This is a genomic window from Flavobacterium sp. TN-1 (assembly GCF_052828645.1).
In genome coordinates this window covers 1,176,946-1,201,848 of the sequence record NZ_CM128253.1, presented here as the reverse complement: position 1 = coordinate 1,201,848, position 24,903 = coordinate 1,176,946, and the positions used below count along the sequence as shown (strand labels likewise).

The window sequence follows — 24,903 nt, the reverse complement described above, 5'->3', positions numbered from 1 at the left end:
ACAACAGGAAGATCACTATTAGATTATATTTATAATAACGATATCTATATTGTATTATATGTATCTGAATTATTTTGTACTTTTTGGAACCGCTGGACCGTTACAGTTTATTAATTTTTTAGTTAGTGTTGCCTTGGTTTGAGCCTCCACACGAATACTTTTTTTACCTGTATGTGCTTGTTTATCAGTTATAGTAATACGCTCTTTTTTCAGGGCTTCTTGCCAATTAAAATGAGATTTTATTGGATTGGTACTCTCGTTAAAGTCATAATCTTCAAAACCATCAAAAGCAAGTTCTTTGTATCGGGTATTAGATCCTACAGCTATAGGAAAACGGTTGTTATAACCATATAAAGCCGTAGAATATCGATTCAACGCATCTTTGTTTTCAATTTCTTGTCCCCAAGGATTAAACTGTGAAATTTCCGAAGCAAAAGTCCAGGATTTATATCCTTCTGTAGATATTTTCCAAGTATTGGTTCCTGGGTCATATATATAAAAGGATTTAAAATCATTAAGGAATCCAGAATGCCTAGGATGATGATCTTTATTATTTCTACCTGTAAGGTAAGCGTAGGACTTTATGGGTCTGTATATACCCAGTATATTATAACAATATGGGTTGTATGATTTTTCTTCTAAAATATCAAAATCTAAATTAGAATTATCTTGATTGTACTGGAATACAAGTTGATTATTTGCATCAAAAATCATTCTAGGCATATTTCCATTGCATTGAGCTGGCCAAATATCATTATACTCTATAGCCGAAACATTAACAATTTTGTAATCATTCCAGTTTTTAGATAAAAAAGGATTGGTTCCTAACGATGTTTGATTGGTTACAGGATCTTTTACTAAGTTTTCTAATGGATTTTTCATTAGCGTTACGCTTTGCATAGAAGCACTCGCCATATTAGCATACCCTGAACGAATAACCTTAAATTTTCCTTGATCTACTACTTTTAAATTAGAATTATCATCGCTGATTTTATCACTTACTTTAACACCTTTTTCGTCAATTAGATCAAAAGTACTTTTATTATTAATAGTATTAATATTAACCACCCATGCTCTAAATTCTTTGTTTTTAACCTCTTTTGGAGAGGCAGGAGTAACCCAAACTTCATCGCCTTCAACTAGATAATTAGAGGCAATTTCACCACCTGTTAACTCATATTTCTTACGAAATGGATCAAATTGTAAGTCCCATTCTAAGCCTAAATTTAGCGAAGCTTGGTTCATACGTTTGTAAGCCCAATAAGCAGGAAAATTAAGCGAATAATACTTATCATTAAACTCATTAATGGTTTCTGTTAATATAACTTCACCAGTGTTAGCATCCCAAGCAAGATTACGTGTACTTACTTGAGAACCTAAGTCGTAAGCAATGGTTTCCCTTAAAATCCCTGTAGAGTGCACTACTTTTGTTGTAACTACAGTTTTTAAAATATTTTCATGATGAGAATATATAGGTAATGGAATGGGGACAAAAATAGGAACTATAACAGGCAACATTTCGGTATTAAAATGTATTCCTATATTTTGTGTTTCTGATTGATTAATTCTAAAATCATTGATTACATCATAATCTACTCCTACAATGTTTTTTTCTACCTTTCCATTTTCATCTATAGTAGTAATTTCATTATTAAGATTTCCTTGACCTGAAACTTTTTCTGTCAAGTTGTCGTAAATATAATCCATACCTGAAATTGGGGTGTCTTGCCCTTCTGCATACACTTTTTGGCTTTTAAGTTTTCCATCCATATCATTAGTATGAACAAAAAATCCTTGACTTAAAGATAAATGTGTTTTTACATCTAGATTTAATAATGTACCAATATCTGAATGATCCCATTCAGGAGAAATTTTTGTAAAATCAGCAATAGTAGGATACTCTCTTGAAGTATAAAACTCAGAGACTACCTGCCCTGTAGCATGTTTTTTAACAACTATTTTTTCTGAATCTGATATCTTTTTTTCTCTCGTAAGATTTTTTACGGCTACTCTTGCATAGGTAATTTTAGGAGATGGATAAAAACATTCTCCCAAAGGCATTTCAACATAGTTTTTCACATCGCCCCCTAAAAGTGTTTCTTTATGAGCGTGATCATAGAAAGGTAAGACTAACGGATTTTCTTTACACCCAATAGGTTCATAAGTAGCTACTCCTGATGAATTTCCTTTTTGATCTTTGTAAATATATTCTTGACCATAGGCCTGCATATAAGCTTCCTCATTTTTATGTTCAGTCATTACATCCCATCTGTCTTTTAGCTTTATTTCTTTTACTCTTGCTCCTCCCCCAAATTTTCGTCCATCAGGCTGCATTAAACGAATCCATGATTTGTTTGGAATAAAATACATAGCAATGTATCCCCCCTAAATACAGATACCCAAATACACTAAAACATAAAAACCCCTGAAAACCCTTGTAAAATAAGCCTCTCACGAATGTTGGGAGGTTTTTTTTTGAAAAATACAAATGCCCAGATTATACCATTTGCTACAGTTATGCTACCGTTTGAGGATGCGATATTGTACCATTTTAATGATACACTACCATTAGCAAGACAAATATAGCAAAAAAAGCCCTTAAAACCCTGTAAATACAAGCTTTTAAGCTATAAATACCCTAACACACCACCACGCTAAAAACCCTTTTTAAAACCAATTTAAATGCGATTTTACAAGAAATACGACTTTTTGTATTTTACCTGTTTTTTTGCAATGGATGAACAGTTGGGTGAACAGTTGGGTGAACAAAAATAAGATTTAAAAACACGACTTACACCCTATACCCTAGTATTAAAAACCATAGTTAAGGCGTAAAAATAGCCACTTAACCCCCCTATAATTGCAATAAATACATATAGCTATAAGTGTTATGTTTTTGATTTTCAATTAAATAACGATTTTAAGCCTTTTTTTACACCTTCTTTTATTAGCGTTTTATGCATCTTACACCTCCTCCAGCACCTCGTTTTTATGCACCACACGCATATACACGCTACTAACCTGCCGCTCTGTTACCGCCTTGCCTTGTTGTGTTAGCTAACTCTTGTTTTAAACGGTCTAACTCGGATTCTAAAAATGCAATTTGCTTTTCACTCTTTTCAGAGTTTTTTTCTAAGAGAATGTTTTTGTCTTTAAGTGTCGTTATCGTTTCCTTTTGGCTCTCTATAGTTTCTTTACGAGCCTCAGCAAGCTCTTTGTAGTCAATACCGCTATTTTCTTGAACTGCTTCTGTAGTATTATTGGTTATGAGCATTTCCCCATTACCAGTTAATAACCAACCTATATTTAAATCAGTGTATTTGGTATAAATTTCAGCTATAGCTGATGAATTAAGGCTTCCTTCTTTAGCTTTTCCTTTGAAACTTCCATATGTCATTCCGATAGAATCTAAAAAAGATTCAATTTTAAAGCCTTGATTTTTAGCGTAATAAAGCAATCTTTCTTTTATGTAGGTATATTTTTCGTCCATTTATTTGTTTTTTAGTATAAATTTATACTATATTTGCCACATCAAAACATTATAACAATGACAAAAGTAGTAGAATTATCGGAGATTGTTACGATTTGCGAACAAAATAAACAAACAGGCGATGTGTACACCTTATCTAAGATGTTCAACATGACCACCGATGCAATTCGTATGCGCATATCACGCAAGGACGAAAGAACTTACAGAGCCTTATACATCATTGTATGTCAGCGTGAACAACTTATAAATGACTTTAAAAACCATCAATATGAATCAACTAATTAACATTACCAACCAAAACGGAACCTCAGTAGTTTCAGCAAGAGATTTACACCAATTTTTAGAAAGTAAACAAGAATTTGCGACCTGGATAAAAAATAGAATTCAAGAATATGGATTCGTTGAAGATGTAGATTATACGTCGTTTGATGAATTTATCAAACGAGAAATTGGAGGAACAAAAAGAAAAGAATACGCTATTACTTTAGATATGGCTAAGGAGTTGAGTATGGTGGAAAAGACAGACAAAGGTCGTGAGGCACGTCGCTACTTTATAGCGGTCGAAAAAAAGGCACTCGCTCCACAGCTATCAGCAACGCCGTCGGTTTCAGTAATTGAAGAAAGAAACAAAAAGCGTGATGAGCTATTACTTCTTATCAGAAATAATCTTTTGCAAGGCGATATTAAGCAAGTAGCAATAAGTAATGACTGGAGTTACGAAATGGTTAGAAATGTAGTAAGGCGAAAACACTTTAACTCTAAAATGGTAGAGGCTTTATTTAACAAGGCAATGAGTAACAAGCAAAATCAAAATATTGAAATCACCGAAATGATTAATCAATTAAAATACCAGTAATGAACGACCTAAACGCACAGTACCGAGCGCAAATAGAAGCCTTACAAAAGGAACTTGAGCGCAAGAACAAACAACTAAAAGAGGCAACCACGCTCATTCAGGAACTACACGACTTGTTTGCCTCTGAATTAAAAGAGCTTTAAAACCTTATTATATACAGACAATGGAACAGACAGTTATTATAAATATTGATAAGTTAATAGATAATATCTCTATTACTCATCCCTCACAAGCTGATAATCATCAAGCACTTAATGAGCAACCTGAACACAAAGAAATAGAAGTATTAATAAAGGTAAGCGATTTAAGTGAAATGATTAACGAAATAAAAAGGCTTCGTTATCACGAAGCTACTACGGTAGGGCTTTGGGCTATTGACCAAAAACCCTCAAAAGTAAATCACAAATGGATTAGGAAAAATGCTTTTAAGATTAAGAAACTCGGTACTCATCCCTTATCCTAAGGCTAAAAAACGAACCTTTCGAACGTGCATTTAAGAAGTCTTTAAAAACATACTCGGGTACACGATGATATTTATAGAGCATACCAGACTTAAATTTTACATATAAAACAGAATTTTCGGAATCATAGCCAATAGCACTAATAACAGAAGAACGAACAGCAATCATATTACTATATTTTTTGATTAGACACCTCAAATATAGTAAAAATCCCGCCACGGCATTAGCGTGGTTTCGACACCACGGCGGGAACAAAAACTAAAATTCAAATGGAAAAAGAAACCCCATACGAATACCACGATAACAAACTGGGCGTAAAGCTCAAGTACTTAATTGCTGATAGAAATAAACATGAGGATAGTCTTTGTCTTTTTACCTATAGAGCTTTAAGACAAAGACTAGATAGATTTAGTTCACAAGAAGAAGAGCTACGTCGTGGATGCTATGGTAAAGATGCATTAGTAGTATTCGAAAGTTTGGACAGACGCACTAAAGATATTCTAATACTAACTTTTGGAGAACCTGAAAAAGAGGTTAAGAAAAATTGGTTTGCAAGTGCTTATATGCCTGATTCATACGCTAGGCAGTTTTTTGAAAAACACACCTACGGTGAAGATAACAAAAAACTGAAAAGCAAAGATATAGACTTGTACACAAATAATGCTTCTGTATTAAACACAGTAATTAAAATAAAAGAACAAAGAAAATACGGTAATAAAGCAAGGCAAGTACAAGGAGTTGATATTTGGGAAACCTTAAGTAATGATGTAAATGCGTTTAGAGAAATTACACATAATTTACCTACTTCAAGTCATGGACTAAGACGTAAAATTAGAGAATACCAAAAAAATGGATATGCTTCGCTTATTTCGGGCAAATTAACAACCAAAAATGCGATCAAGGTAAAATCAAGAGAGCAAATGGCATTGCTAGATGAATTGATTTCAAAACATAACAATTTTGAAAATCAAACTATATCAGAAATATACAACGCATTAGCAGAACGTTTAGAATGGAAGTTAATAACAGCTCAAACAGTAGGTAACAGAAGAAAATTAAGCAATCTAACCACTTATGCAGGTCGAAAAGGAACAAAAGCATTGAGTAATAATATTCTAATGCAAAACAAACGAAGTAAGCCTACTAAACCAATGCTTTACTGGACACTCGATGGATGGATGGCTGAGCTTTTATATCAAAAAACAACGGTAGATAATAAAGGATATTCAACAACTACATATCACAATCGATTGACAATTGTTGTAGTACTTGACCCTTTTAACAAATATCCTGTAGGTTATGCCATAGGTCAGCAAGAATCTTCTGAATTAATAAAGGAAGCAATGCTTAATGCGGTAATGCATACAAAGGAGTTATTTGGTCAGTATTTCAAACCTGTACAATTACAGTCAGACAACTATCAGATGAAGAAATTAAAACCAATGTATGAAGCCTGTACCAAATATTTTACCCCAGCAAAAGTGGGTAATGCAAAAGCAAAAGTCATTGAACCCTACTTCGCTCACATAAATAAAAAATATTGTCAAATGTTTGAAAATTGGAGCGGATTTGGGGTTGAAAGTGGAAGTAAAAAGCAACCTAACGATGAATATTTAAACAAAATTCGTCACTCCTTTCCTGATGAAGCAGGTTGCCGTATGCAATTAGAGTCTATCATTTCGGCAGAACGATCCAAAAAACAAAAAGAATATTTACAACAATGGAATGCTGTCGAAGATGAACTAAGGCTTCCGTTTGAAAAGGAAAGTTTCTTAATGGCATTAGGAAGCACTACAGGAGGGACAAACAGATTAACTGGAGAAGGAATACGATTAAAAATAAATGGCAGTCCAGTATTTTATGATTGTTTCGATATGAGTATGAGAAAAAAAGCGCATTTGGACTGGAAGATTCTCTATAATCCTCACAATTTAGAGGAAGCCATAGCACTGAGCCCAGAGGGAGATTACCGATTTGAATTGGAACAAAAATACATTCAACCTATGGCACTTGCAGAACAGTCTGAAAACGATACAGCTCAAAGATTAAGGATAAAAGAGTTTAATGAAAAAACCACAACATACATTATTGAGAAACGTCAGGAAAATATTGAAACCTTAAAGTCGGTTTTTGAAAATCCTTTATTAAACGACACACTAGCAAAACATTTACTAGTAGATAGTAGAGGACAGCACAAAGACACACAAAATAAAGAAAGAATGCTACAAGTAAAAGCAGAAAAAGTGATGCTAAAACAAGAAAAAGAAAAAGCCAAAAAAGAAGAAAAAACGTGGCTTGAAGAGCAAAACGAATACATAAAAGAGAAAATTGACCTAACCAAATACGCACAATACTAATGACAACAGAACAAAAAAACACAATAGTAAACGCACTAGAAGCATATTTAAGCAAATATGATATATCAGCAAATGTATTTGTTGAAAAAACAGGAATTAACGAATCCTACATCACTAACATGCGCAACCGAAGCTTTAAAGTAGGTAAGACAGAAATTAAAGAAAAATGGTTTATAGCAGTTGCCAAAAATATAGGATTTGAACTTGAAAAAAATTACTGGAAAAGACAGTTTACAAATCAAACCACAGCTATGCTAGCGGTTTTGGAAGATGCTAAATTTTATGGTTTGACCAATGTAATTATAGGCGAAACAGGATGCGGTAAAAGCTATACAGCTCAATGGTTTGCAGATGCGAACCCTCAATATATGTTTATTATCAAAGTAGGCTCTAGCGATAACCTTTCGGATCTGATTGATAAAATCTTAGAGGTAACAAAAATTCCTATTTCTAAAACCAAATCAAAAAACATTAGTTCGATTGTAAAATATTTTAAAAAGCTAAAGTTCGAAGGTTATAAGCCTATGTTAATTTTTGATGAGTGTGAGTATATGAAACAAGCTACTTTGTGTATGATGAAAGAACTTTACGATGACTTGTTGAAAGAGTGCTCTATTATACTCATTGGCACAGATGAACTACTAGATAAGCTAGATAAAATGCGAAAAAGGAAAAAGGAAGGAATGCGCCAGTTTTACCGTCGTTTAAAATTTAGAGTTAGAGTACTACCGAGTATCGATACTTCTTTTAAACTGTTTTTAAATGAAATTGAAGATAAAGATTTAAAAACCTTTTTACAGCGTAATTGTGAAAATTATGGAGAATTACATGATGCCTTAGTTCCAGCCATGCGTGAGGCTGATAGAACAGGTGAGCCTCTAACGGAAGATTTTGTTCGTAAAGTTTTAAATATACCAAAAACAATGTTTTTATAATGGAAAATACCCTAATGCAACCTACAGATGTAATTGCAAAAGCATCGGAAATAAAACAAGAAAAAAAAGCGAAAAAGCAAAAAAGTATTATCCCGCTTTCAGATGTTTTAGCTCAAAATTTTAAAACAATTAAACTTGAAGGCGAATGGTATGAAGCTTTTGGAGAACCACAAGACAAAGGGGTTTGGTTAGTTTGGGGAAGTTCGGGAGGTGGTAAGAGCTACTTTGTTATGCAGCTCGCAAAAGAGCTCGCAAAAACAAAAAAAGTACTTTACAACGTGCTTGAAGAAGAAACCTCCGATACTGATTTTATAAATCGAGTAAAAAATGTAGGGATGAATGATGTTAAGGATAAATTCAAAATGCAACGTCACGGTTATGAAGACTTGGTAAACTTTCTGAAAAAAGCAAAGAAAAGTTATAATCCAGAAGTAATTATAATTGATAGCCTACCTTATTTCATTAAAACATTTGATCAATACATAAAATTAAAAAAACAATTTCCTAGTAAAATATTCATTTTCACCGCTCACGCTAAGGGAGCTAATCCGAGGAGCGAACTAGAAACGAGAGTGCAGTATGATGCTAAAATGAAAATTTTTGTAAACGGTTACTTAGCATCTTGCAAAGGGCGAACCATAGGACCTAACGGTGGACACTTTATAAGTTGGAAAGAAGGTTACGAAAAAGTAAGAGGTACAATAGAAAATGAATAAAAATGCAAACAACAAACAACATTCACAAGCTACTTGGCATAACGCCACAAAAATACCAAGAACAAGATTTTGAACGCTATATAGGCTGGTGTGAAAGTGTAACCAGTAATACTAGAGACTTTCAAAAAGTAATAGCCAACTCGCTTATTAAAAATTGGTACAATATGGAAATGAAAAAATGCGAGCTAACTTTTTTAGAAGATATAAAAGGCTATAGCAATGCAAGTACTACAGACTATATTCAAGCTTATGACAAAAGTGTGGTCAAACTATTTAGCATTTTCCCAAAGTCATTACTCCAATTAGCTAAGAAAAGACCTCCCGTAAATGAGCGGTGTATGTACCAAATAGGATGTGTACGACTTGAACCTGATTTTTTAACACTTAACTAATAATGAATCCGAACGAAATTAAACAACGATTAAAAGTGCTTTACTTGGTATTACAGTTCCACTCGCAATACCAATCTAAGTTCACCACAGGCGAACGCATAGTTATCAATCAGGAACGAGGACAACTCTTGCAACTGCTACAAAACACAGAACAAGAACCTCGACCTGTACCTGCAAGTATTGAGAAAAAAATTAAAGAAGTGCTACACTTAGTAGATAGCATTGACTGGATTCCTTTGAATTTTATTGATTTTATAGACGAATAGATTTAACCATGAACACAGAAGGAACAATAGACATCAGTAAGATGTCAGTAGCAGAACTGGAAGCCTTTTTGAAAAAAAAGAAAGACAAAGAGGCTAAACAATTAGCTAAAGAAAAAGAAACCTACGAAAGGGAGCGAGACGAAAAAGCGCAAACGATGGTCAGAACGGCAAAAGCTTTTTTTAAAGAACTCAGCGAGTTCAAACAATATTGTCATATAGAAATGGAAGACCAAGCTAATAAGCTGGCTAATTATGGCAAAATCAGGGGAAATAGTAAAGGTGGTTTTTCTATATCGGACACAAACGACAGCGTTAAAGTAACCCGCCGTAGAGATACCGAGCCTGTGTGGGATGAACGCTCTAACAAAGCCGTGGAATTAATAAAAGACTTTTTAAGTGATTCCATAAAAAAACGTGACTTGGATATGTACGAAATTCTAATGAGTTTTTTAGAGCGTAACGAAAACGGCGACCTCGAGTACAAGCGTGTAATGGACTTATACAAGCACGAGGACAAGTTTAACGACCCACGATGGAAAGAAGGCTTGCGATTGATAAAAGAAAGCTTTAGCAATCACTTAAAAGGCTATGGCTACGAGTTCAAGTTTAAAAACGAAAGTGGAAAGTGGGAAAATGTAATCTTAAATTTTTCAAGTTTATAGTATGAGCATTGTAATTGAACCCAAAACCGACCACGAAAGCTATTTAGTAAATGGCAAAGAAGTGTATAAAAACAGTTATAACCATTGGTTTTCGCCCGTAGAACTAACCACACAGGAACGTAAAGCCTTCGAGTTATACAAACGTACGGATAGAAAATAAAGCTTTTAAGAAACACACTAGGGCAACCTATAAGATTTGAGTTTTTTGGTTGATTGGTGACCCCAAGTAGTTTAAATGGAAAAACTTAATGATGCAGGTTCGAATCCTGCCTTGGGAACTAAATTTTAAAAATAAGTAAACATGAATAATCTTACAGTACTAATTTACTACATCTATGTAGTCGTTATTTGTTCACTAACTGGATATGTGGTATTTATTCTTAACGAATCAGTATGGTGGTTTATACCCGCCTTTTTATTAATTCAAATTACTCCTTATTCTAAGAAATAAAAAAAATGCGACTAGGTAAACCAAAAAACAAACCAACTGACGGAACGTTCCTTGGCTTTACGCAGGTGGGGCTTTAGAATGATAAACTTTCAACTTGCACAAAAGATTATTAAAAGCACGTAAGCTGGGTTTAAACGCTAACCCCCACTTGCGTAAAACCAATGTTAGCAGATGTAATTTATCCCTTTCGAGCGTGGGATGCTCACAACATAAAAAATAAAAACAATGTTACAATTAACGAAAAACTTACAATTAACAAGCATTGACGAAAACAATGTTCAAGGCGACAAATTATTAGCAGTAGTTTGCTATTTCACATTCTTTGGTGAAGAAGGAATCGCTTACATTTCAACCAATAAATTAGATGGTGATTATCCTTCTTATGGTATGACTGAAATTTCATCGGAGTTAAGCGATTCATTCAATGACTTACTTGAAGATGATGACAACTGGCAAAAGATAGTTGCTAAAGTGAAAGAGTATATCAAAGAATGGGAATTGCAAAATGCCGATTAGAACGGTGTGGTGGCAGGGATAAATTATTTCTGCTAACTACCATATTTGACGAAATGAAACTCGCAAGACAAAAAGCCTTGGAACTTTCTAAAAAAAGAAAAGAAGTAAAACCCATAAAATATATTTTGAAAAGATGACAACAAAAGTAAAACCTGTGTATGACCCGAATGGTCAAATAACTGACCATCAAAAAAAGAGCATTCTTAAACTTTGTAATTACGATATGGCGTTTAAGGACAAATTAATCCTTCAAGCGACCAATGGAGCGACCAGCTCAATTAACAAACTAACTCAAGCGCAAGCTACCAAAATAATGAGGAAATTTGATGGACACAAACAAGCACAACCACAAGAATCCTCACACGAGGCGAACTGGGGTAATTTTGACCCTAAAAACCCTCAGCACGTAAAAATACTATCCGTATTGCGTACCGCAAATATTACGATAAAACACCATCGCTGGGGCGAAGTAGCAGATATGAAAGGGTGGTTTTGCCATTTTCTGCATTCCAAACGATCACCTGTTCAAAAACCACTCAACAAAATGACCAAGGAAGAAGTGACTAAAATCATTGTTGCCCTTGAAGGAGTAGCGGTATGGAAAATGAGCATTTAAAAAACTGCAAGCACAAGCGCACCATAATAAAAGTACTTAAAGCATTTTGCTCCTGCGAAACCACCGCCGTAAAATGCCTTGATTGCGGTGCTTTATTAACCGAACCTAAAACAGACTGCAGATGAGCGATATACAGGAATTTATAATAAAACATACTTCACAATTTGAATTACATCTAATAGAATTACAAAAAATATTTTCCTCTTATATAGAGGAAAAAAACTTGGTTAGTTGTAGTACACCAATGGTTTATAAAGACGACCTTCCAATGAGCTTAACCTATTTTATTTCTTTTACTGCAAGAAAAAAAACACATTCGGAGATATTAAGAGAGCAAATTGAATTTCAAATAAAACAATTGACTGATGAGAATAATACTTAAAATAAACTACGATGCGAATGTAGCTATTATAAAACTAATGTGTCAAATGATTGAAGCCCAACCTATGACGAAAGAGGCAAAATTGGTGCAAAGTATAATTTTTGAAACATTGCCTAAATTTCAAAAAGCAAAAAATACAGCAATTGAAAACCAAACTGTTTTTATAGACTCAAAAAAAAATACGATTACGTTAAAATATCACCAAGCCTATGCTTTAGAACAGTTAATTATCAATTTAATTTTTACGGTCAACTGTTTTCTTGCAAAAAAGCATTTAAACGATATTAAAGACTTTTTAAATCAAAAATTAGCTTAAATGGAACAACTCACAACTATATACAGTGTCAAAATGCCGTCGGGTGAAATATGGCAATTTAAATACAATTTAAAAGGTGTTTTAATTGCTTTTAAAGCACTCGATGGAGAATTAAGCGAAAAGCAAGAAGAGTTTTTATACTTAAAGGGCAAATTTCCTTGGAAAGAAAGTCATATAAAAAATTGGAAAACTGAATATAAACACGTTCAAATAGAAGTTGGAGAGCCGAATATTGAGTTCGAGGTGTTTTGGAAGCTTTATCCTTACAATGCTCTAAGTAAAAAGAAAATAGCCCGTGACAAATGGGGAAAACTCAAAGAAAGCGAAAAGATTAAGCTATTAATGAACCTACCCGAATACAAAAAACTAAAGGCTAAAGAAGGTACTGCCTTTCCTTATGCGGAGGTTTTTATAAATCAAAGATGGTGGGATAAGTAATTTAAAAATAAAAAAGATATGGCAAAACTAATTTTTAGAACAAAAAAACCAAGAAAAGACTACGTAGGTCACGAGTCTTTTATGACCCACGAAACGGTAAATTTTATTGATAAATTACCCCCTTCGGAGACACAAAGTGAAGCTCATAAACTAGTTCAAGAATCAATGTGGGAACTTATCAAAAAACTGAAAGAGATAGGTTACGATGAAACGAGGGTAGGATTTTTTATACATTATTCAAAATAACAAAAGGCGATATATGTCACAATATTTCATAAAGGTTTCAAGAACCTATACTACAAAAAACAAAATTCAAGAGATTTGTCTGAACGAGTTGAAGGAATTAAACTTCTCCCTGGTGTCAGATTTAGCAACGGCAAAGAAAGTTATAAAAAAACATTTTGAACAAGCCGTAAATAGCTATATGGGAAGAGCCAAGCATCCAGAACTAAAGGAATTTGACAAAGCAGGAAAAGGGGCAATATCTTTCTATATTGAAGACGTTATTTACCTAGATGTTTATCCTGTTTTAAATGTGATTTAAGATGAAACTAAAATTTAATACTACAATAAACGGGAAGCCTAATTATTTCATAGAGCGTATTCATAAAAGTTTTAGAATAAAAGAAGTGTACATGATTGCAGGTTTGTGTCCCCAAACACATTATCTCGTAGGATATAACTTTAGAGCAAAAGACATCTTACCACCAAAAATTCACACGATAAGAAGGGATATTGAAAACCTATGGAACAAAGGTGTAACAATCGAATTTTGGGCAGGTGATTTTTTCAAATTTGCGCCTGAAATTCCTGTAATAAGTACACAAAAAATAGTGATCAAGCATATTTTAACCATTCCAAAAGGGGAATTGCGCCCCGTCGTTTGGATAGACGATAAGCTCTATTTTGATATGGCTGGTATTAATCATCCCCAAATGTTAGAACTAGCTCAAAACGACGGTTTTGATACGATTGAAGATTTTTTCAAATATTTCAATAAAGACTACGACGGTAAAATTATTCACTGGACTACAAAAAAATACTAATGACTCCAGAACTTTTAAAAATAGAAAAACATCAATCCTTTTTTAATGGGATGATGGTGGGAACTATAGTTACTGTAGGGATAATTTTTGCACTGATTATATTAACAGAAAGCTACTGATTTTTCAGTAGCTTTTTTTGTGCTTAAAAGTCGCCTTGACCGATATTCTTTTTAGGTCTATTTTTGTAAAATGGCGTACAATAAAAACAATTACTTCAAGCGTGCCCGCTATATCATAGCGGTTTACAATGCGCATAAACATGAAGATGTACCCGACACTAAAATTATAAATCAAATCTTCCCGAAACATAATATTTACCTTTCGTACCGTCAATGGATGAACATCAAAGGGATGAGTGTTCCTAAAGAAAATCCAGCCAATCAACTTAGTTTGTTTTAGTTTTTTTGTTTTTAAGCTCATATTTTAATTACTTTACATTCTAATTAAAACAAATAGTTATGAATATATCTAAAAAATGGACTGTAATTGTGTTAGTAGCCATAGTGTTATTTGCGTTTGGCAAATACAATGAATATCAAAAAGGAAAAAGTAAAAGGGAAGAAACTCAAGAAGAATCAGAAATCAATGTTAATGACAAAGCTATAAAAGGGCTTATGCCAGTTGATATCTATATGAATTTAGAAAAAAAAGGGTATCAAATAACTAAAAATCATTCAGCTGAATATGGTAATATAATTAACTGTAAAAACTCTGATTCAGGTATTGATTATATAGTAGATGTGTATGGAGATAACGAAAATCCAGTTTTAGAAGTGCGCGCTACAGCTAGTCTTAATGGTATGGATTCTGAAAAAAAGATAATTGCTGTTAAACCATTTATTAAATATATATCCAGCATTCCTTATGAAGGAAGCAATCCAAGTAAAATTTCAGATTGGTTAGAAAAGAACTTTGATAATAATGGTGCTTCTATTATAGTTTCAGATGTTAAGTTTACTTTGAATGCTCCGACAAAATTTGTAAGAATGTTGAATATACAAAAAAGTTAATGAATTTTTCAAATCTTAAAAGCCACTATTAAGTGGCTTTTTTTATAGCATAATCTCACCGCTAAAATTAAAAGTTACATTCTTATATTGGTCATCCTCCAAGCTCCAATCCTCGTATGAAGTTGTAAAGGTTAGCTCTCGAGCACGCATTCCTATTTCGTTGTTATTACGGCTTTGGGTATTGGTGTGAGCTAATGGAGTAAAATAGTCCTCATTCCATCCCTGCAGTGCGTTTACTACTTTTTGTTCTATTCGTAAATACTCTAAACCTTTTTCTTTGACCTCTTGAGGTGCTAAATGATGGGTTTGCGAATAGTTGTTAAATAATAACAGTATTGATATTGAAGGTTTCACCAGCTTAATATTTTGCCCCATATACTCCACTGGAGCGGTGGGAAAATCAATAAGCATCGTGGGGAAAATCATACGCCTGTATTCGTCTGAGGCTAATTGTCCTAAGTCTTGGTCTATCCATAATATTTCAGGAACTTCTTGAGTAATTCGGTTTTGAATAGCTAAGAAGATTTTTTCGAAAAATGAATCCATACGTTATTTTAATAAGTTTTTTAAATCTCGTGTAACTTCCCTTTTTATAGCATTGTTTAATGTAGGACTGTCGTTTTGGTCTATAGGCATAAATTGGCGTTGTTCAATATCTACATTACGAGTATGCGCCTTTACGGTTCTTTCTCCTGTTTTAACGGTTACGCTTCGGGTGCGTTCCGTACCATTACGAGTAAATAAACCCGTTCCTACACGCTCTGTTTTATACGTATTGCGGGTATGTGCTTTTACGCTTACTACGCCCTTAAATCCCTCGTTATGCGTTTTAGCATAAGGTATATTGTTTTTAATGGTAGCTTGACCATTTTGAGTAGTGAAAAAATTAGCTGACCGTAAAGCACCCGTTTTCACAAGTGTAGTGCCTTTACTTTTTTTCCACTTCTTAAAGGTTGCGCCTTGAAACCCCTGAGCTCTAAAATTACCATTGATAAAACGTAAGGTAAGTTCACCCGCTACACGAGGGAAGGCAACGGAGGCGTATTGTCTGACCTCTCTTGCATTGTTTCTAAGTGCTTGTTCAAATTCTTGCGGTGTCATGTTATCGGTTTTAAAAAATTTGTATATTTGTAGTGTCAAGAGGTCAGAAATGACTATGGTTATAGGAGGTCTAAACAATCTCGGCTATAATCGCCGCCTTGACTAAAAAGCACCTTCTAACGAGGTGCTTTTTTATTTCTTAAAAAGTAACACTCCTTTCCTTGTTCTGTTCAATTCTCCTGTATTTTGCTCTTTAATGTCATATAGGGTCACTGCTTCCATTTTTTCATTTACAACCAACTTTAATGTAGCTTGTTCATAGTACTTAATGTAAAACCTAGAATTATCATCTAGAGTATTAAACCATATTTCGTCGGGATCTTTTATGATATTAGTGGCTTCTGTTCCATATTCAAAACGATTTTCTTTTTGCTTTTTTAAGATATGTTCTTTAAATAAATCGTACGATTTTCTTTTTTTACCTTCATGTGAAGGAAAAAGGATGTCTTGCCCTAATACATCTCTTAAAATAAAGTCATCGCCTGTGTGCTTTTTTTGTTTTTCCCACCAATCATAATATTCTTGTAAACTTGTTTTTGGGTACTCAGGGAGTTTGTTAGTTTTAATTTGATCTAATGAACGCAAACCATATTGTTGCCAGCTCAGGTTTTTGACCTCACCATCTACATTTTTAAAATACGGGTGATTGTCATTGAAAACCAATCTACTCAACCCTACATTATTATCAAAAGGCGTGTTTTTAATATGCGGGTTTATTGCTTTAGCGGCTTCAATAGCAGTCATTTTCTTTTCATTATTAACCTTCTTTCCTGGTATAACAGTACACCTGCAGTTGAATGCTAGAGGCGGGTAAATTTTTTTCCATACTGGATCCGATTTTAAAGCCGTGAACTTATCCAGTACAGCGTGTTCTGGACGCACTCGGTCATCGCCCACGGTTGAAAACTCTAAATACTCAGTATCTAAAACCTCCCATTTATGTGCCATAATAGCACTTTGTTGTGCTGTGTTAAATTCTGTGTTAAGGAAGCGGTCGTTAAATAATAATCCCGCATCGGCTATTTTCTTTCGATAAGAAGCGTAACTACGTATTTTTCCCTCTTCGTCCAGCATAGCGTCCTGAAAGTACAATAACTGAGTAAAAGACTTAGCCGCACTAAAAGCATAAATATTGTGCTGGAGGTGCGCTCCTAAAACCGCCCTTTGGTCGTCGTATTCAAATTGCGTAGCTCCCAAACCTTGATAAACCGCATCCATCAATATTCCCGCCGTTTTGAAATACAAATCTGAGGGTACATCCTCGATATTTCCATCTAGTATTTTTTTTGCAATTCGGTCATATATGGCATTCCACCCTGATTGGTCAACCAAATTAGGTAATGACCCACCACAACAATCACAAGAGTCACTATAAAGTGTGTTGATTTGCCCAACTAGTGTTGGGCTTGGTCGAAAAAATCGGCTAATCTATTAAGAAACCCATCCATCAAACGTTTCTTTTTCTTATCCTCTAAGACGTTTTCTTTAGGTTTTTTTTGAGGTTTTTCCTTGCTTTGCTTTTCCTCCTCACTGTCCTTATTCTCGGGGATTATTTCTTTTGCTTGCTTTTCCTGCATTTGTTTTTTTAACTGCAGGTAATTTTTTGGCTTGGGAATACCATAAGTGCTATACCAATAGTCGTCGTCAATGGGTACTTTTTCACAAACGACTGTATCAATTTCCAAACGTTGTTTAAGTTTGGCTAAATTAAGTTCTAACTCAAAGGCGAATTTACCTCCTTCGGGATTAAACCCATAGGATTTTAGAATAGCGAAAAACTTTTTGCTATTAAGGTAGTTCTCTACCATAATAAGGTCGGAGGCGGTTATTTCGTCTTGTTGTTCCCCATGTTCTTTACTTTGAGCATAACCAGAGCTTTTACTTGACGATGTGGTTTCGGTGTTCCCTAAAATAGCAATTGCCATTTCTTCATTACACGCCCTTTTAAAGGTGTCTTGAAGTTTACCGTCGCCATTACTAGCCTTACCGTCTTTCATTTCAAATTGCGCCTGCTTGGGTAGCATAATAGCCAGTGATGTACCACTTTCAGTAAGTGCTTTTCTTAATTCCTCTTTGGTTAAATTATCGTAGGCATCATAATAAGCAATTCGTACAGGTTGTCCGAATATTTCAACATATTGCGCCCAATCCCCCCAATTACCACGTTTGTAAACGGCATACAAGGAGCAAGTTAGCAATAAGCCTAAATTTGTTTTATTTCCAATAACCCACACCATAGGCATGTCGTCGTATTTGAAACCATCTGCTTCACTAATACTGTATTGGCTTTTACCTATAATTCCTTTTTCGGGTTTAATGTGTTTGCGTGGAATTTCCTCTAAAGCAAATTCGTCGCCAATTTTAAACTCAACGCCTGATATTCCCCATAGTTCACTTTCAATAATTTTGGTAATTAAATTGCGACCGTGCAAAGAAGTAATCAGTTTGGTTAAATTCTCATCTTCTTGCCCTTGCGTATTAGTAAACTTAATTTTCTTGTTTACTACCGAATTGATTCTTTTTTCAACAACTCCCTTTAAATAACCATCCATAGAAAGTAGGTCATGGTATAAGTCATACAATTGCACACGGCTTGGGTAATGTATGGCTTCTGCTGTTATTACGGCAGTTTTCAAGTTAGCAATATCTTTACGATTACGGTCAGGAGCTACAAGCGTTAAATCGTGTATAATGTATTGTTGGTCTTTTTTTTCCATCGTTTAAAATCTGTTAATTCGTTTTTTTTCAGAGTTCCAAAAAAACCCGTTTACCTTTTGACTTTCGTCTTCTACCGTTTGGGGATTATCAGGTTTTAGTGGCCAGTCGGGAACTATTATACCTTTTTTTATATCGGTTAGCCATCCTGGTTCTTTCTCCGTTCCAACCATCAAAAGCCAATCTTCCCGAAAGAGTTCGATGCTTCCGCTAGGATTTGCCTTTCGGACAATGAAATAGCTAGCTATAACTTTAATAGCCTTTGTGAGCATTTCATCATGAATTATTGGCGGTGTTTGCGCATCACCAAAAAGGGCTTTTAAATCAAATTTAAAAAGGTAGGCTTTAGCAAAGTCCTCCGCTGCTTTAAGTTGTTTTTTTAGTTCGTCACGGTCGCCACGTGAAATTACTGAGAGCACCTCAGTGTACATTTCCGTTTTTAAATCTTCAATAGTCACTAACATAATTAAGCTCTGTGTTTATTTGGTTTTCTTGGAATTGTTTCAATATTGCCCGTTGCTTGTGTGATTTCAATATTTTCAAGAATTTTCACACCTCCTTCCACGGCATCAGGACCATCTATTTTTTTGGCTTTAGGGCTAAAGTTTTTAAACTGTGAAACGAGTCTCTCCATGTGTGGGTTCATCAATTCTTTAATATTAAAAAGCAAGTATCCCAATCGCACGAGTGGCTCTAGTGTTCCCTCAACACGCACGTACTTATTGGGCTTTTTTCGCTCATCTGGTCGAATAGGCAAAACCGTTTGTCTTTCTTGCGAAATTCTATAAATGAGAGGCAAAAGCACTTGTTCATAAAAAGGGTTTTGAAGCTTGTTATTTTCAATATAAACATACACAGGGTCAACCTGTGCATTTTTACAAATCAAATGAGCTTCAAATAAATACTCACAAAATTTTGCGTTTGTCATTTGATCAAGCCAAACTTTATAAATGTAGTAAAACAATCCTTTTTTAGCTAAAATAACCACAGCCTTACTGGATGATTGTTTAAGCTCTGAATCACTTGGAGCGGGGTCAGCATAGATAACCACACCATTACAAGAGCGAAGAGGCGGACATTTTTCAAAAAGAATATTCTTAAACGTATCACCTCCATCCATAGGGTTATTGAAATATTCCTTTTGTGAAGATTCGTGGCTAATAGTATTTAAAACTCGGTCTATGGCTTCTTCGGTGTTCTTTTGAGGCCAGGTACTTTTACCTTCATTGTCTCTAATATTTATCACGTCCCATCTATCGGCTTTTTTACCCATTTCGGTAACGCAACAATAATTAGCAATAATGTTACCGCAAACGATAATTAGTAATCCGTTTGATATTGAACGTGTTGGTATTAAAGCCTGTTCTATCCAGTTTATTTTGTTTTGGATTATTTCAGAATTTCGGCAGTCTTCATCTGTATCGATGTCGTCAATAAGAATTACATCGGGTCTAAAGTTTTCATTCCTTGTACCCCTTGGCGATTGTCCAGCACCCAAGGCACGAAAGGACGCCCCTATTCGCGTTTTAAATTCGCCCGACTCCCAAGAACCTATCTTTTTTTGTTCGCCGTAATCGTTTATAATTCGATTGTTGGATTCAAAAATTACCTTATAGGGCAATAATAGACGTTCGGCATTGTCGTAGGAATTAGAAACTAAAAGGATGTTCTTTTTCTTTTTAGTCATTACCAGATACACAACCTCCATCATAGTACGCCCCGACTTTGACAACTCACGTGCCCAAGAGCGCACCTCGTACCACTCAGCATTTTTTAAAACCCTTTTGGTGGCTTTTATATGAAATTCGGCAGGCTCACTGGTATAGAAATTCGGGAAGTAATATTTAAACCACTCTTCGGGATTAGCCTCTAAGTGTTTGATGCGTTTTAGTTTATCCGAATGCGATTCGGATAAATCTATAGGCGTAGCATTATCCATATTAGCGGAAAACTGCTTCCATAAGTCTAAATACGCTTTATTGCTTATCTTTTTCTTAGCCATGCTTCAATTTGGCAGTTATAAATTCGTCGTAATAATTCTTAAATTTTTTCGCATCTTCAAGGTGTATCTCTTGAATGAATGTTAAAACCTTCATGCCTACCTCGATGTATTCGCCCAGGTTAGTTTCAACTTCTAATTTTTGAATGTTAGAAGTAATCTTACTCATTGTATCAGCTTCTGTATTGGTTGGGATATTATCCCGTGAGGCTACTTTTTCATTAATTGCCTCGAGCTGATTGTACCAATGCGTAAGCTGGTTTTGTTTAGTTGTCAAAAGGCTTTTTCTGAGTTTATCCCAGTTTTCCTCTTCCGCCCACTTGCTCACCGTTTTTTCGGTGACTTTTACACGACTAGCAATTTCCTTATAAGTAATTCTCTCGTTGACGTATAGAATCCGTGCGTACTCCCTCTCTTCTTTCTTCTGAATCCCCATTTTGTTACTCTTTTATAGTGCAAAAATGCCCACAAATTCACCTTTAAAGAAAAAACTATGCAATCCTTACTTGTTAATTTTCAAGGGTTTGCAACTATTCGCAAGTTTGCATCAACAAAAAAACGCAAGGTGGAGAAAGCAAAGAAAATCGATAAGGAATTTTGTCTAACTGACGACTCGGTAAACGTGTACGGTTATAGATGTTTAACCTCTGGTTTACTACTGGATGAAGTAAAAAGAAATCCTATAGGTTTCAAAATGCATAATCGTGACAATGGTATTGTTGTGCGTTGGGAGGACTTTCGTTTAGAAGGTGATAAGGTAATGGCTAAGCCTGTTATAAACTTATCACATCCTGAGGGAGAGCAAACCGTTTCAGAAATTGAAAACGGGTTTTTAAACGCCGCTTCGGTTGGGCGAATTGTCGTCCTAGAAGCCACAAACGCTCCAGAACTACAACTGGAAGGACAAACACAGCCAACGGTTACTAAGTGGTTTCCTCGTGAAATATCCTTAGTGGACATTCCTGGAAATTACAACGCATTAGCAAACCTGTTTGATGAGAATGACAATGCGCTAAACCTTGCAGACTTCACAAATAATTTAGAACCTATGAGTAAAACAGTACTGAACGCCGCACAAATTTTGACGGCACTCAATTTAAGTGATTCCGCTGCGGAAGCGGATGTACTAAATGCGGTAACCAATTTGATTGACACGGCGGCTAAAGTACCGCAGTTAGAAAAAGATTTAAGCGATAAGACTACAGAGCTTAACAGCTTGAAAAGTGCAACCCAAAAGAAAGAGGTTGAGGATTTAATTGCAAAGGGTAAAGCCGATAAAAAACTAACCGTTGAGCTTGCTAATACTTTGTTAGCAGACTACGAGGCTAATCCAAGTGGCTTAAAAAAATTAATCGATGCTTTACCAGCACAAATGTCACTTATGGACAATTTAGATTCAGGTGCAGTACCTGAAAAATTTGCGGGTAAATCGTGGGATGATTTATATGCGAGTAATGAACTTGAAATAGTTAGAACTAAGTACCCTGATTTGTTCGAGAGTTTAAGAAAAGAAAAATTTAAAACCAATTAAATATGGCAAACCCTAAAATTCCACAGGAGTTCTGGAACTCCTATATCGTGGAAAAATTAAGACGTACTAACCCGCATCTAAATTTATGTTTTGATGAATCTGCACATGTAGTAGGTGGAGCGGTTGTGTATATTCCGCAAGCTGGAGCAAAACCCAATGTGGTTAAAAATAGAGGTTTTGGAGCGGCTACGGCAGTTCAACGAGGCGATACCGCTATTAGTTATGTACTTGATGTATTTACAACTGACCCAACCGCAGTATTAACTTCTGAAAAACTAGAAATCAGCTACGAAAAACAGGACAGTGTACTTGCTGACCATACGGACACGTTAGCGGAAACTATTGGTGACGAACTTTTATTCTCATGGGTTAGAGGATTAAAACCTACGGTTGGCGGAGGAGTAACTGTAGAGTATATTCCAACTTCACGAAGATTTGCTACAACTGGTGGATCAACAGCGGTTAATACCGAAGATGGACAAACAGGAAGCCGTAAGGCAATGACTTATAAAGAAGTTCAAGCCGTTAAAGCAAAATTTGACAAAGATAACGTGCCTAAAGATAACCGTTACGCAATGTTGGAAAGTTATATGCAACAAGAGTTTGTGGATAGTTTATCGAGTAATCAAATGGCGGCATTTCAAGCGACAGCTGATTTAGCTAATGGAGTGATTGGGAAATTTGCTGGTTTTACCTTCTTAGAGCGTAGTTCTGTTTTAGCCTTAAAGGCAGATGGTACTTTTAGACTACCAGGAGAAGCACTAGGGGCGACGGATAATCTAGCCAGTTTGTTTTGGCATAAAAACAGCGTGACAAAATCGGTGGGTGATACAAAATTATTTCAAGATTTTGACAACCCATTATACTACGGCGACATTCATTCAGGACTAGTAAAAATGGGAGGTCGTTGCCGTCGTGAAGACTGGAAAGGAATTGCCTTAGTCGTGCAAAGCTCTTAATAGAACATAGAATAGAAACATAAGCAAAAAGGCTTCTTTTTGAAACCTTTTTTAAAGACAACATGGAACAAATTTTTCAACATTCAATTACCGCCTTTTTGTCCTCTTTAATCATGTGGGTGTTTTCAAGGCGAAAAAATTTAGCTGAAGATCGAGGGAAAGAATTGGATAATGCCGTAAAAGCAGTTAAATATTACCGTGAATTATTAGATGACATGGCTAAACGTTTAGCTGAAGCAACAGAGGCATTAATGAAGTTGGAAGAAAAGCACCATGATTTAATGCGTATAAATCAAAGCCTAGTATCAGAATTACAAAAATATAAACAACTTGACGGTAAACTATGATAACATCAACAGCCTGTACAAAGGCATTCGGAAAACCTGATATAGATTTCGAAATAAAATATATGGTAGTATGGAAAGTGCCTGAGGCTATCAGGGTGAAAATACCAGTGTTACCACAAAAAATATACTGCCATAAATTAATGGTAGCACCTTTAGAAAAGGCTTTTAAAAACATCATTGATAGAGAATTAACATCCGAAGTTATTTCGTGGAATGGTTGTTTTTGCATCCGTAGAAAAAGAGGTCAAAGCACTTTATCCATTCACAGCTGGGGATTAGCCGTAGATATAAACGAAAAGGAAAACGCTTTTGGAGCTAAACCAACAATGAGTGCCGCTTTAGTAAAATGTTTTACAGATGCTGGATTTGAATGGGGTGGAAAATGGAGCAAACCCGATGGAATGCATTTTCAATTGTCAAAAATATATAGTATGAAAAATATTAGTTTGTTTAGAGTTGTGTTGTTTGCAATGCTTGTTGGAATGCTGGGAGCTTGTAAAAGTTCCCTAGCTCCAACAGTTACAAGCCAAACGAACGACACTATCATTAAGGTGCAAACCCTTAGAGACACCATTATAAAAACGAAACAAGATAGTAGTTTTTATAAGGCACTACTAGAGTGTCAAAACGGAAAAGTTGTAATTAACAGACCTATCAGCGTTACACCGGGCGAAATATTGAAAATACCAGGAGTAGAATTACAGGATAACTATTTGACTGTAAAATGTAAGATGGAATCGCAAGAAGTGCCTGTTCAACTCAAGGAGAACCACACCCAGCGAATTAAAACCGTTTTGAAAATTAAAACGCAATATGTTCCAAGGGAATTAACGTGGTGGCAAACTACCCAAATTAATATGGGTAGAGTGTTTATAGGACTCGTATTACTCATCTTAATCATAACCTTTTTAAGACTTTTAAAAATTGTTTAAAAATCATTTAAAACAAATTGAAATGAATCAAGATAAAAAAGAATTGGCGCAAGACTATTTTAAGCGTCACGCAGGCAATACTGAATGTTTTATCACAAGTGATAACCGAGTATTTCACACACAAGGGAGTGCGGCAGGTTATGCCAATACGCTAAAGGATGATGCAGTTGACAAATTCACAAGAGGGGAAGAAACTCCTGTATTTGATGATTTAGAAGAGGAAGAAGAACAAGAGAATCAATTCAGTGAAGAAGATATTTTAAATTTCGATACAACAAAATCTGAATATCCTGAGATAAAAACTTTGTTTACTTCTTTGAATTTGGAAGCACCTACGCAGAAAAAACAGGATTTAGTAGAGGCAATCGAGAAAGAAAAAAGTAGAATCTTAAACGAGAAAAACCAATAA

General features: G+C 35.0%; 37 protein-coding genes. 27 read left to right on the top strand and 10 right to left on the bottom strand.

The features are described from left to right. Positions 1-69 precede the first annotated feature (69 nt). Positions 70-2,370, bottom strand: coding sequence for a hypothetical protein (locus tag ACUXZJ_RS05180; RefSeq protein WP_446195932.1), 2,301 nt, complete (start codon positions 2,368-2,370; stop codon positions 70-72). Positions 2,371-3,016: 646 nt separating this feature from the next. Next, positions 3,017-3,490: a hypothetical protein gene (locus tag ACUXZJ_RS05175; protein ID WP_446195930.1), complete on the bottom strand. Its 474-nt coding sequence runs from the start codon at positions 3,488-3,490 to the stop codon at positions 3,017-3,019. Positions 3,491-3,547: 57 nt separating this feature from the next. Between ACUXZJ_RS05175 and ACUXZJ_RS05170 the strand changes: the two genes are divergently transcribed. From ACUXZJ_RS05170 to ACUXZJ_RS05155, 4 genes are read left to right on the top strand one after another with little or no spacing between them, the layout of a single operon-like run. Further along, complete coding sequence (locus tag ACUXZJ_RS05170; protein ID WP_088418506.1) at positions 3,548-3,775, top strand: hypothetical protein; 228 nt, start codon at positions 3,548-3,550, stop codon at positions 3,773-3,775. Beyond that, positions 3,759-4,346 (top strand): antA/AntB antirepressor family protein, encoded by a 588-nt coding sequence (locus ACUXZJ_RS05165; protein ID WP_446195928.1) that lies wholly within the window; start codon positions 3,759-3,761, stop codon positions 4,344-4,346. Before ACUXZJ_RS05170 ends, ACUXZJ_RS05165 begins: the two co-directional genes overlap by 17 nt. After that, complete coding sequence (locus ACUXZJ_RS05160) at positions 4,346-4,489, top strand: hypothetical protein (protein ID WP_163445087.1); 144 nt, start codon at positions 4,346-4,348, stop codon at positions 4,487-4,489. The genes ACUXZJ_RS05165 and ACUXZJ_RS05160 overlap by 1 nt, the downstream gene beginning before the upstream one ends. A gap of 20 nt (positions 4,490-4,509) precedes the next feature. Next, a complete protein-coding gene (locus tag ACUXZJ_RS05155; protein ID WP_446194935.1) occupies positions 4,510-4,809 on the top strand; it encodes a hypothetical protein in 300 nt (99 codons plus the stop codon). Here the strand turns inward: ACUXZJ_RS05155 and ACUXZJ_RS05150 are convergent. Then, positions 4,778-4,975 carry a KTSC domain-containing protein gene (locus tag ACUXZJ_RS05150; protein WP_088420441.1) on the bottom strand — a complete coding sequence of 66 codons (198 nt, stop codon included), beginning with the start codon at positions 4,973-4,975 and terminating at the stop codon, positions 4,778-4,780. The genes ACUXZJ_RS05155 and ACUXZJ_RS05150 overlap by 32 nt on opposite strands. Positions 4,976-5,076: 101 nt before the next feature. Between ACUXZJ_RS05150 and ACUXZJ_RS05145 the strand changes: the two genes are divergently transcribed. The 18 genes from ACUXZJ_RS05145 to ACUXZJ_RS05060 all read left to right on the top strand — a co-directional run bounded on the left by ACUXZJ_RS05145 (position 5,077) and on the right by ACUXZJ_RS05060 (position 14,910). Continuing rightward, positions 5,077-7,164: a hypothetical protein gene (locus tag ACUXZJ_RS05145; RefSeq protein WP_446194937.1), complete on the top strand. Its 2,088-nt coding sequence runs from the start codon at positions 5,077-5,079 to the stop codon at positions 7,162-7,164. Further along, positions 7,164-8,099: an ATP-binding protein gene (locus ACUXZJ_RS05140; RefSeq protein ID WP_088467032.1), complete on the top strand. Its 936-nt coding sequence runs from the start codon at positions 7,164-7,166 to the stop codon at positions 8,097-8,099. The genes ACUXZJ_RS05145 and ACUXZJ_RS05140 overlap by 1 nt, the downstream gene beginning before the upstream one ends. Continuing rightward, positions 8,099-8,815 (top strand): ATP-binding protein, encoded by a 717-nt coding sequence (locus tag ACUXZJ_RS05135; protein ID WP_088420736.1) that lies wholly within the window; start codon positions 8,099-8,101, stop codon positions 8,813-8,815. Before ACUXZJ_RS05140 ends, ACUXZJ_RS05135 begins: the two co-directional genes overlap by 1 nt. Positions 8,816-8,817: 2 nt before the next feature. Then, on the top strand, positions 8,818-9,207 hold the full coding sequence (locus tag ACUXZJ_RS05130) for a hypothetical protein (protein WP_376777299.1): 390 nt from the start codon (positions 8,818-8,820) through the stop codon (positions 9,205-9,207). Positions 9,208-9,209: 2 nt separating this feature from the next. Then, on the top strand, positions 9,210-9,473 hold the full coding sequence (locus ACUXZJ_RS05125; RefSeq protein WP_446194940.1) for a hypothetical protein: 264 nt from the start codon (positions 9,210-9,212) through the stop codon (positions 9,471-9,473). 8 nt (positions 9,474-9,481) lie between these two features. After that, positions 9,482-10,135, top strand: coding sequence for a DUF3164 family protein (locus ACUXZJ_RS05120; RefSeq protein WP_446194942.1), 654 nt, complete (start codon positions 9,482-9,484; stop codon positions 10,133-10,135). 1 nt (position 10,136) lies between these two features. After that, complete coding sequence (locus ACUXZJ_RS05115) at positions 10,137-10,295, top strand: hypothetical protein (protein WP_446194944.1); 159 nt, start codon at positions 10,137-10,139, stop codon at positions 10,293-10,295. Between the two features lie 141 nt (positions 10,296-10,436). Then, positions 10,437-10,586: a hypothetical protein gene (locus tag ACUXZJ_RS05110; RefSeq protein ID WP_165764122.1), complete on the top strand. Its 150-nt coding sequence runs from the start codon at positions 10,437-10,439 to the stop codon at positions 10,584-10,586. Positions 10,587-10,811: 225 nt separating this feature from the next. Then, entirely contained in the window at positions 10,812-11,102 is a 291-nt protein-coding gene (locus tag ACUXZJ_RS05105) for a hypothetical protein (RefSeq protein WP_446194946.1), read from the top strand. Positions 11,103-11,235: 133 nt separating this feature from the next. Continuing rightward, positions 11,236-11,718 (top strand): hypothetical protein, encoded by a 483-nt coding sequence (locus tag ACUXZJ_RS05100; RefSeq protein ID WP_446194948.1) that lies wholly within the window; start codon positions 11,236-11,238, stop codon positions 11,716-11,718. A gap of 121 nt (positions 11,719-11,839) precedes the next feature. Continuing rightward, positions 11,840-12,100 carry a hypothetical protein gene (locus ACUXZJ_RS05095; protein ID WP_446194950.1) on the top strand — a complete coding sequence of 87 codons (261 nt, stop codon included), beginning with the start codon at positions 11,840-11,842 and terminating at the stop codon, positions 12,098-12,100. Continuing rightward, positions 12,084-12,416, top strand: coding sequence for a hypothetical protein (locus ACUXZJ_RS05090; RefSeq protein WP_446194952.1), 333 nt, complete (start codon positions 12,084-12,086; stop codon positions 12,414-12,416). Before ACUXZJ_RS05095 ends, ACUXZJ_RS05090 begins: the two co-directional genes overlap by 17 nt. Beyond that, positions 12,417-12,854 (top strand): hypothetical protein, encoded by a 438-nt coding sequence (locus tag ACUXZJ_RS05085; protein WP_446194954.1) that lies wholly within the window; start codon positions 12,417-12,419, stop codon positions 12,852-12,854. A gap of 18 nt (positions 12,855-12,872) precedes the next feature. Further along, positions 12,873-13,100 carry a hypothetical protein gene (locus ACUXZJ_RS05080; RefSeq protein WP_446194956.1) on the top strand — a complete coding sequence of 76 codons (228 nt, stop codon included), beginning with the start codon at positions 12,873-12,875 and terminating at the stop codon, positions 13,098-13,100. Positions 13,101-13,113: 13 nt separating this feature from the next. Continuing rightward, positions 13,114-13,398, top strand: a complete 285-nt coding sequence (locus ACUXZJ_RS05075; protein WP_446194957.1) for a hypothetical protein — start codon at positions 13,114-13,116, stop codon at positions 13,396-13,398. A 1-nt stretch (position 13,399) separates the two neighbouring features. Continuing rightward, positions 13,400-13,900 (top strand): hypothetical protein, encoded by a 501-nt coding sequence (locus tag ACUXZJ_RS05070; protein WP_446194959.1) that lies wholly within the window; start codon positions 13,400-13,402, stop codon positions 13,898-13,900. 189 nt (positions 13,901-14,089) lie between these two features. Then, positions 14,090-14,299, top strand: a complete 210-nt coding sequence (locus ACUXZJ_RS05065) for a hypothetical protein (protein ID WP_088418729.1) — start codon at positions 14,090-14,092, stop codon at positions 14,297-14,299. 59 nt (positions 14,300-14,358) lie between these two features. Beyond that, positions 14,359-14,910, top strand: a complete 552-nt coding sequence (locus ACUXZJ_RS05060; RefSeq protein ID WP_446194962.1) for a hypothetical protein — start codon at positions 14,359-14,361, stop codon at positions 14,908-14,910. 42 nt (positions 14,911-14,952) lie between these two features. Here ACUXZJ_RS05060 and ACUXZJ_RS05055 read toward each other — a convergent pair whose 3' ends face one another. The 7 genes from ACUXZJ_RS05055 to ACUXZJ_RS05025 all read right to left on the bottom strand — a co-directional run bounded on the left by ACUXZJ_RS05055 (position 14,953) and on the right by ACUXZJ_RS05025 (position 21,161). Continuing rightward, positions 14,953-15,456 carry a hypothetical protein gene (locus tag ACUXZJ_RS05055; RefSeq protein WP_446194963.1) on the bottom strand — a complete coding sequence of 168 codons (504 nt, stop codon included), beginning with the start codon at positions 15,454-15,456 and terminating at the stop codon, positions 14,953-14,955. A 3-nt stretch (positions 15,457-15,459) separates the two neighbouring features. After that, positions 15,460-16,011 (bottom strand): hypothetical protein, encoded by a 552-nt coding sequence (locus ACUXZJ_RS05050; RefSeq protein WP_446194965.1) that lies wholly within the window; start codon positions 16,009-16,011, stop codon positions 15,460-15,462. Positions 16,012-16,143: 132 nt separating this feature from the next. Further along, positions 16,144-17,343, bottom strand: a complete 1,200-nt coding sequence (locus ACUXZJ_RS05045; protein WP_446194967.1) for a minor capsid protein — start codon at positions 17,341-17,343, stop codon at positions 16,144-16,146. A 62-nt stretch (positions 17,344-17,405) separates the two neighbouring features. Then, a complete protein-coding gene (locus ACUXZJ_RS05040; protein ID WP_376777282.1) occupies positions 17,406-18,728 on the bottom strand; it encodes a phage portal protein family protein in 1,323 nt (440 codons plus the stop codon). Positions 18,729-18,731: 3 nt separating this feature from the next. Further along, positions 18,732-19,190 carry a hypothetical protein gene (locus ACUXZJ_RS05035; RefSeq protein ID WP_446194969.1) on the bottom strand — a complete coding sequence of 153 codons (459 nt, stop codon included), beginning with the start codon at positions 19,188-19,190 and terminating at the stop codon, positions 18,732-18,734. 2 nt (positions 19,191-19,192) lie between these two features. Further along, complete coding sequence (locus tag ACUXZJ_RS05030) at positions 19,193-20,728, bottom strand: hypothetical protein (RefSeq protein WP_446194971.1); 1,536 nt, start codon at positions 20,726-20,728, stop codon at positions 19,193-19,195. Beyond that, positions 20,721-21,161 (bottom strand): DUF1804 family protein, encoded by a 441-nt coding sequence (locus tag ACUXZJ_RS05025; protein ID WP_376777279.1) that lies wholly within the window; start codon positions 21,159-21,161, stop codon positions 20,721-20,723. The genes ACUXZJ_RS05030 and ACUXZJ_RS05025 overlap by 8 nt, the downstream gene beginning before the upstream one ends. Positions 21,162-21,218: 57 nt before the next feature. On the opposite strand from ACUXZJ_RS05025, the gene ACUXZJ_RS05020 reads away from it, so the two are divergent. The 5 genes from ACUXZJ_RS05020 to ACUXZJ_RS05000 all read left to right on the top strand — a co-directional run bounded on the left by ACUXZJ_RS05020 (position 21,219) and on the right by ACUXZJ_RS05000 (position 24,903). Beyond that, positions 21,219-22,256 (top strand): phage protease, encoded by a 1,038-nt coding sequence (locus tag ACUXZJ_RS05020; protein WP_446194973.1) that lies wholly within the window; start codon positions 21,219-21,221, stop codon positions 22,254-22,256. A 2-nt stretch (positions 22,257-22,258) separates the two neighbouring features. Beyond that, a complete protein-coding gene (locus ACUXZJ_RS05015; RefSeq protein ID WP_446194975.1) occupies positions 22,259-23,215 on the top strand; it encodes a hypothetical protein in 957 nt (318 codons plus the stop codon). Positions 23,216-23,277: 62 nt separating this feature from the next. After that, positions 23,278-23,562, top strand: a complete 285-nt coding sequence (locus ACUXZJ_RS05010) for a cell wall anchor protein (protein ID WP_088418749.1) — start codon at positions 23,278-23,280, stop codon at positions 23,560-23,562. After that, positions 23,559-24,494: a M15 family metallopeptidase gene (locus ACUXZJ_RS05005; protein WP_446194978.1), complete on the top strand. Its 936-nt coding sequence runs from the start codon at positions 23,559-23,561 to the stop codon at positions 24,492-24,494. Before ACUXZJ_RS05010 ends, ACUXZJ_RS05005 begins: the two co-directional genes overlap by 4 nt. A 22-nt stretch (positions 24,495-24,516) precedes the next feature. Continuing rightward, the gene (locus tag ACUXZJ_RS05000) at positions 24,517-24,903 is read left to right on the top strand and encodes a hypothetical protein (RefSeq protein ID WP_446194979.1); all 387 of its coding nucleotides are present in this window, start codon (positions 24,517-24,519) and stop codon (positions 24,901-24,903) included.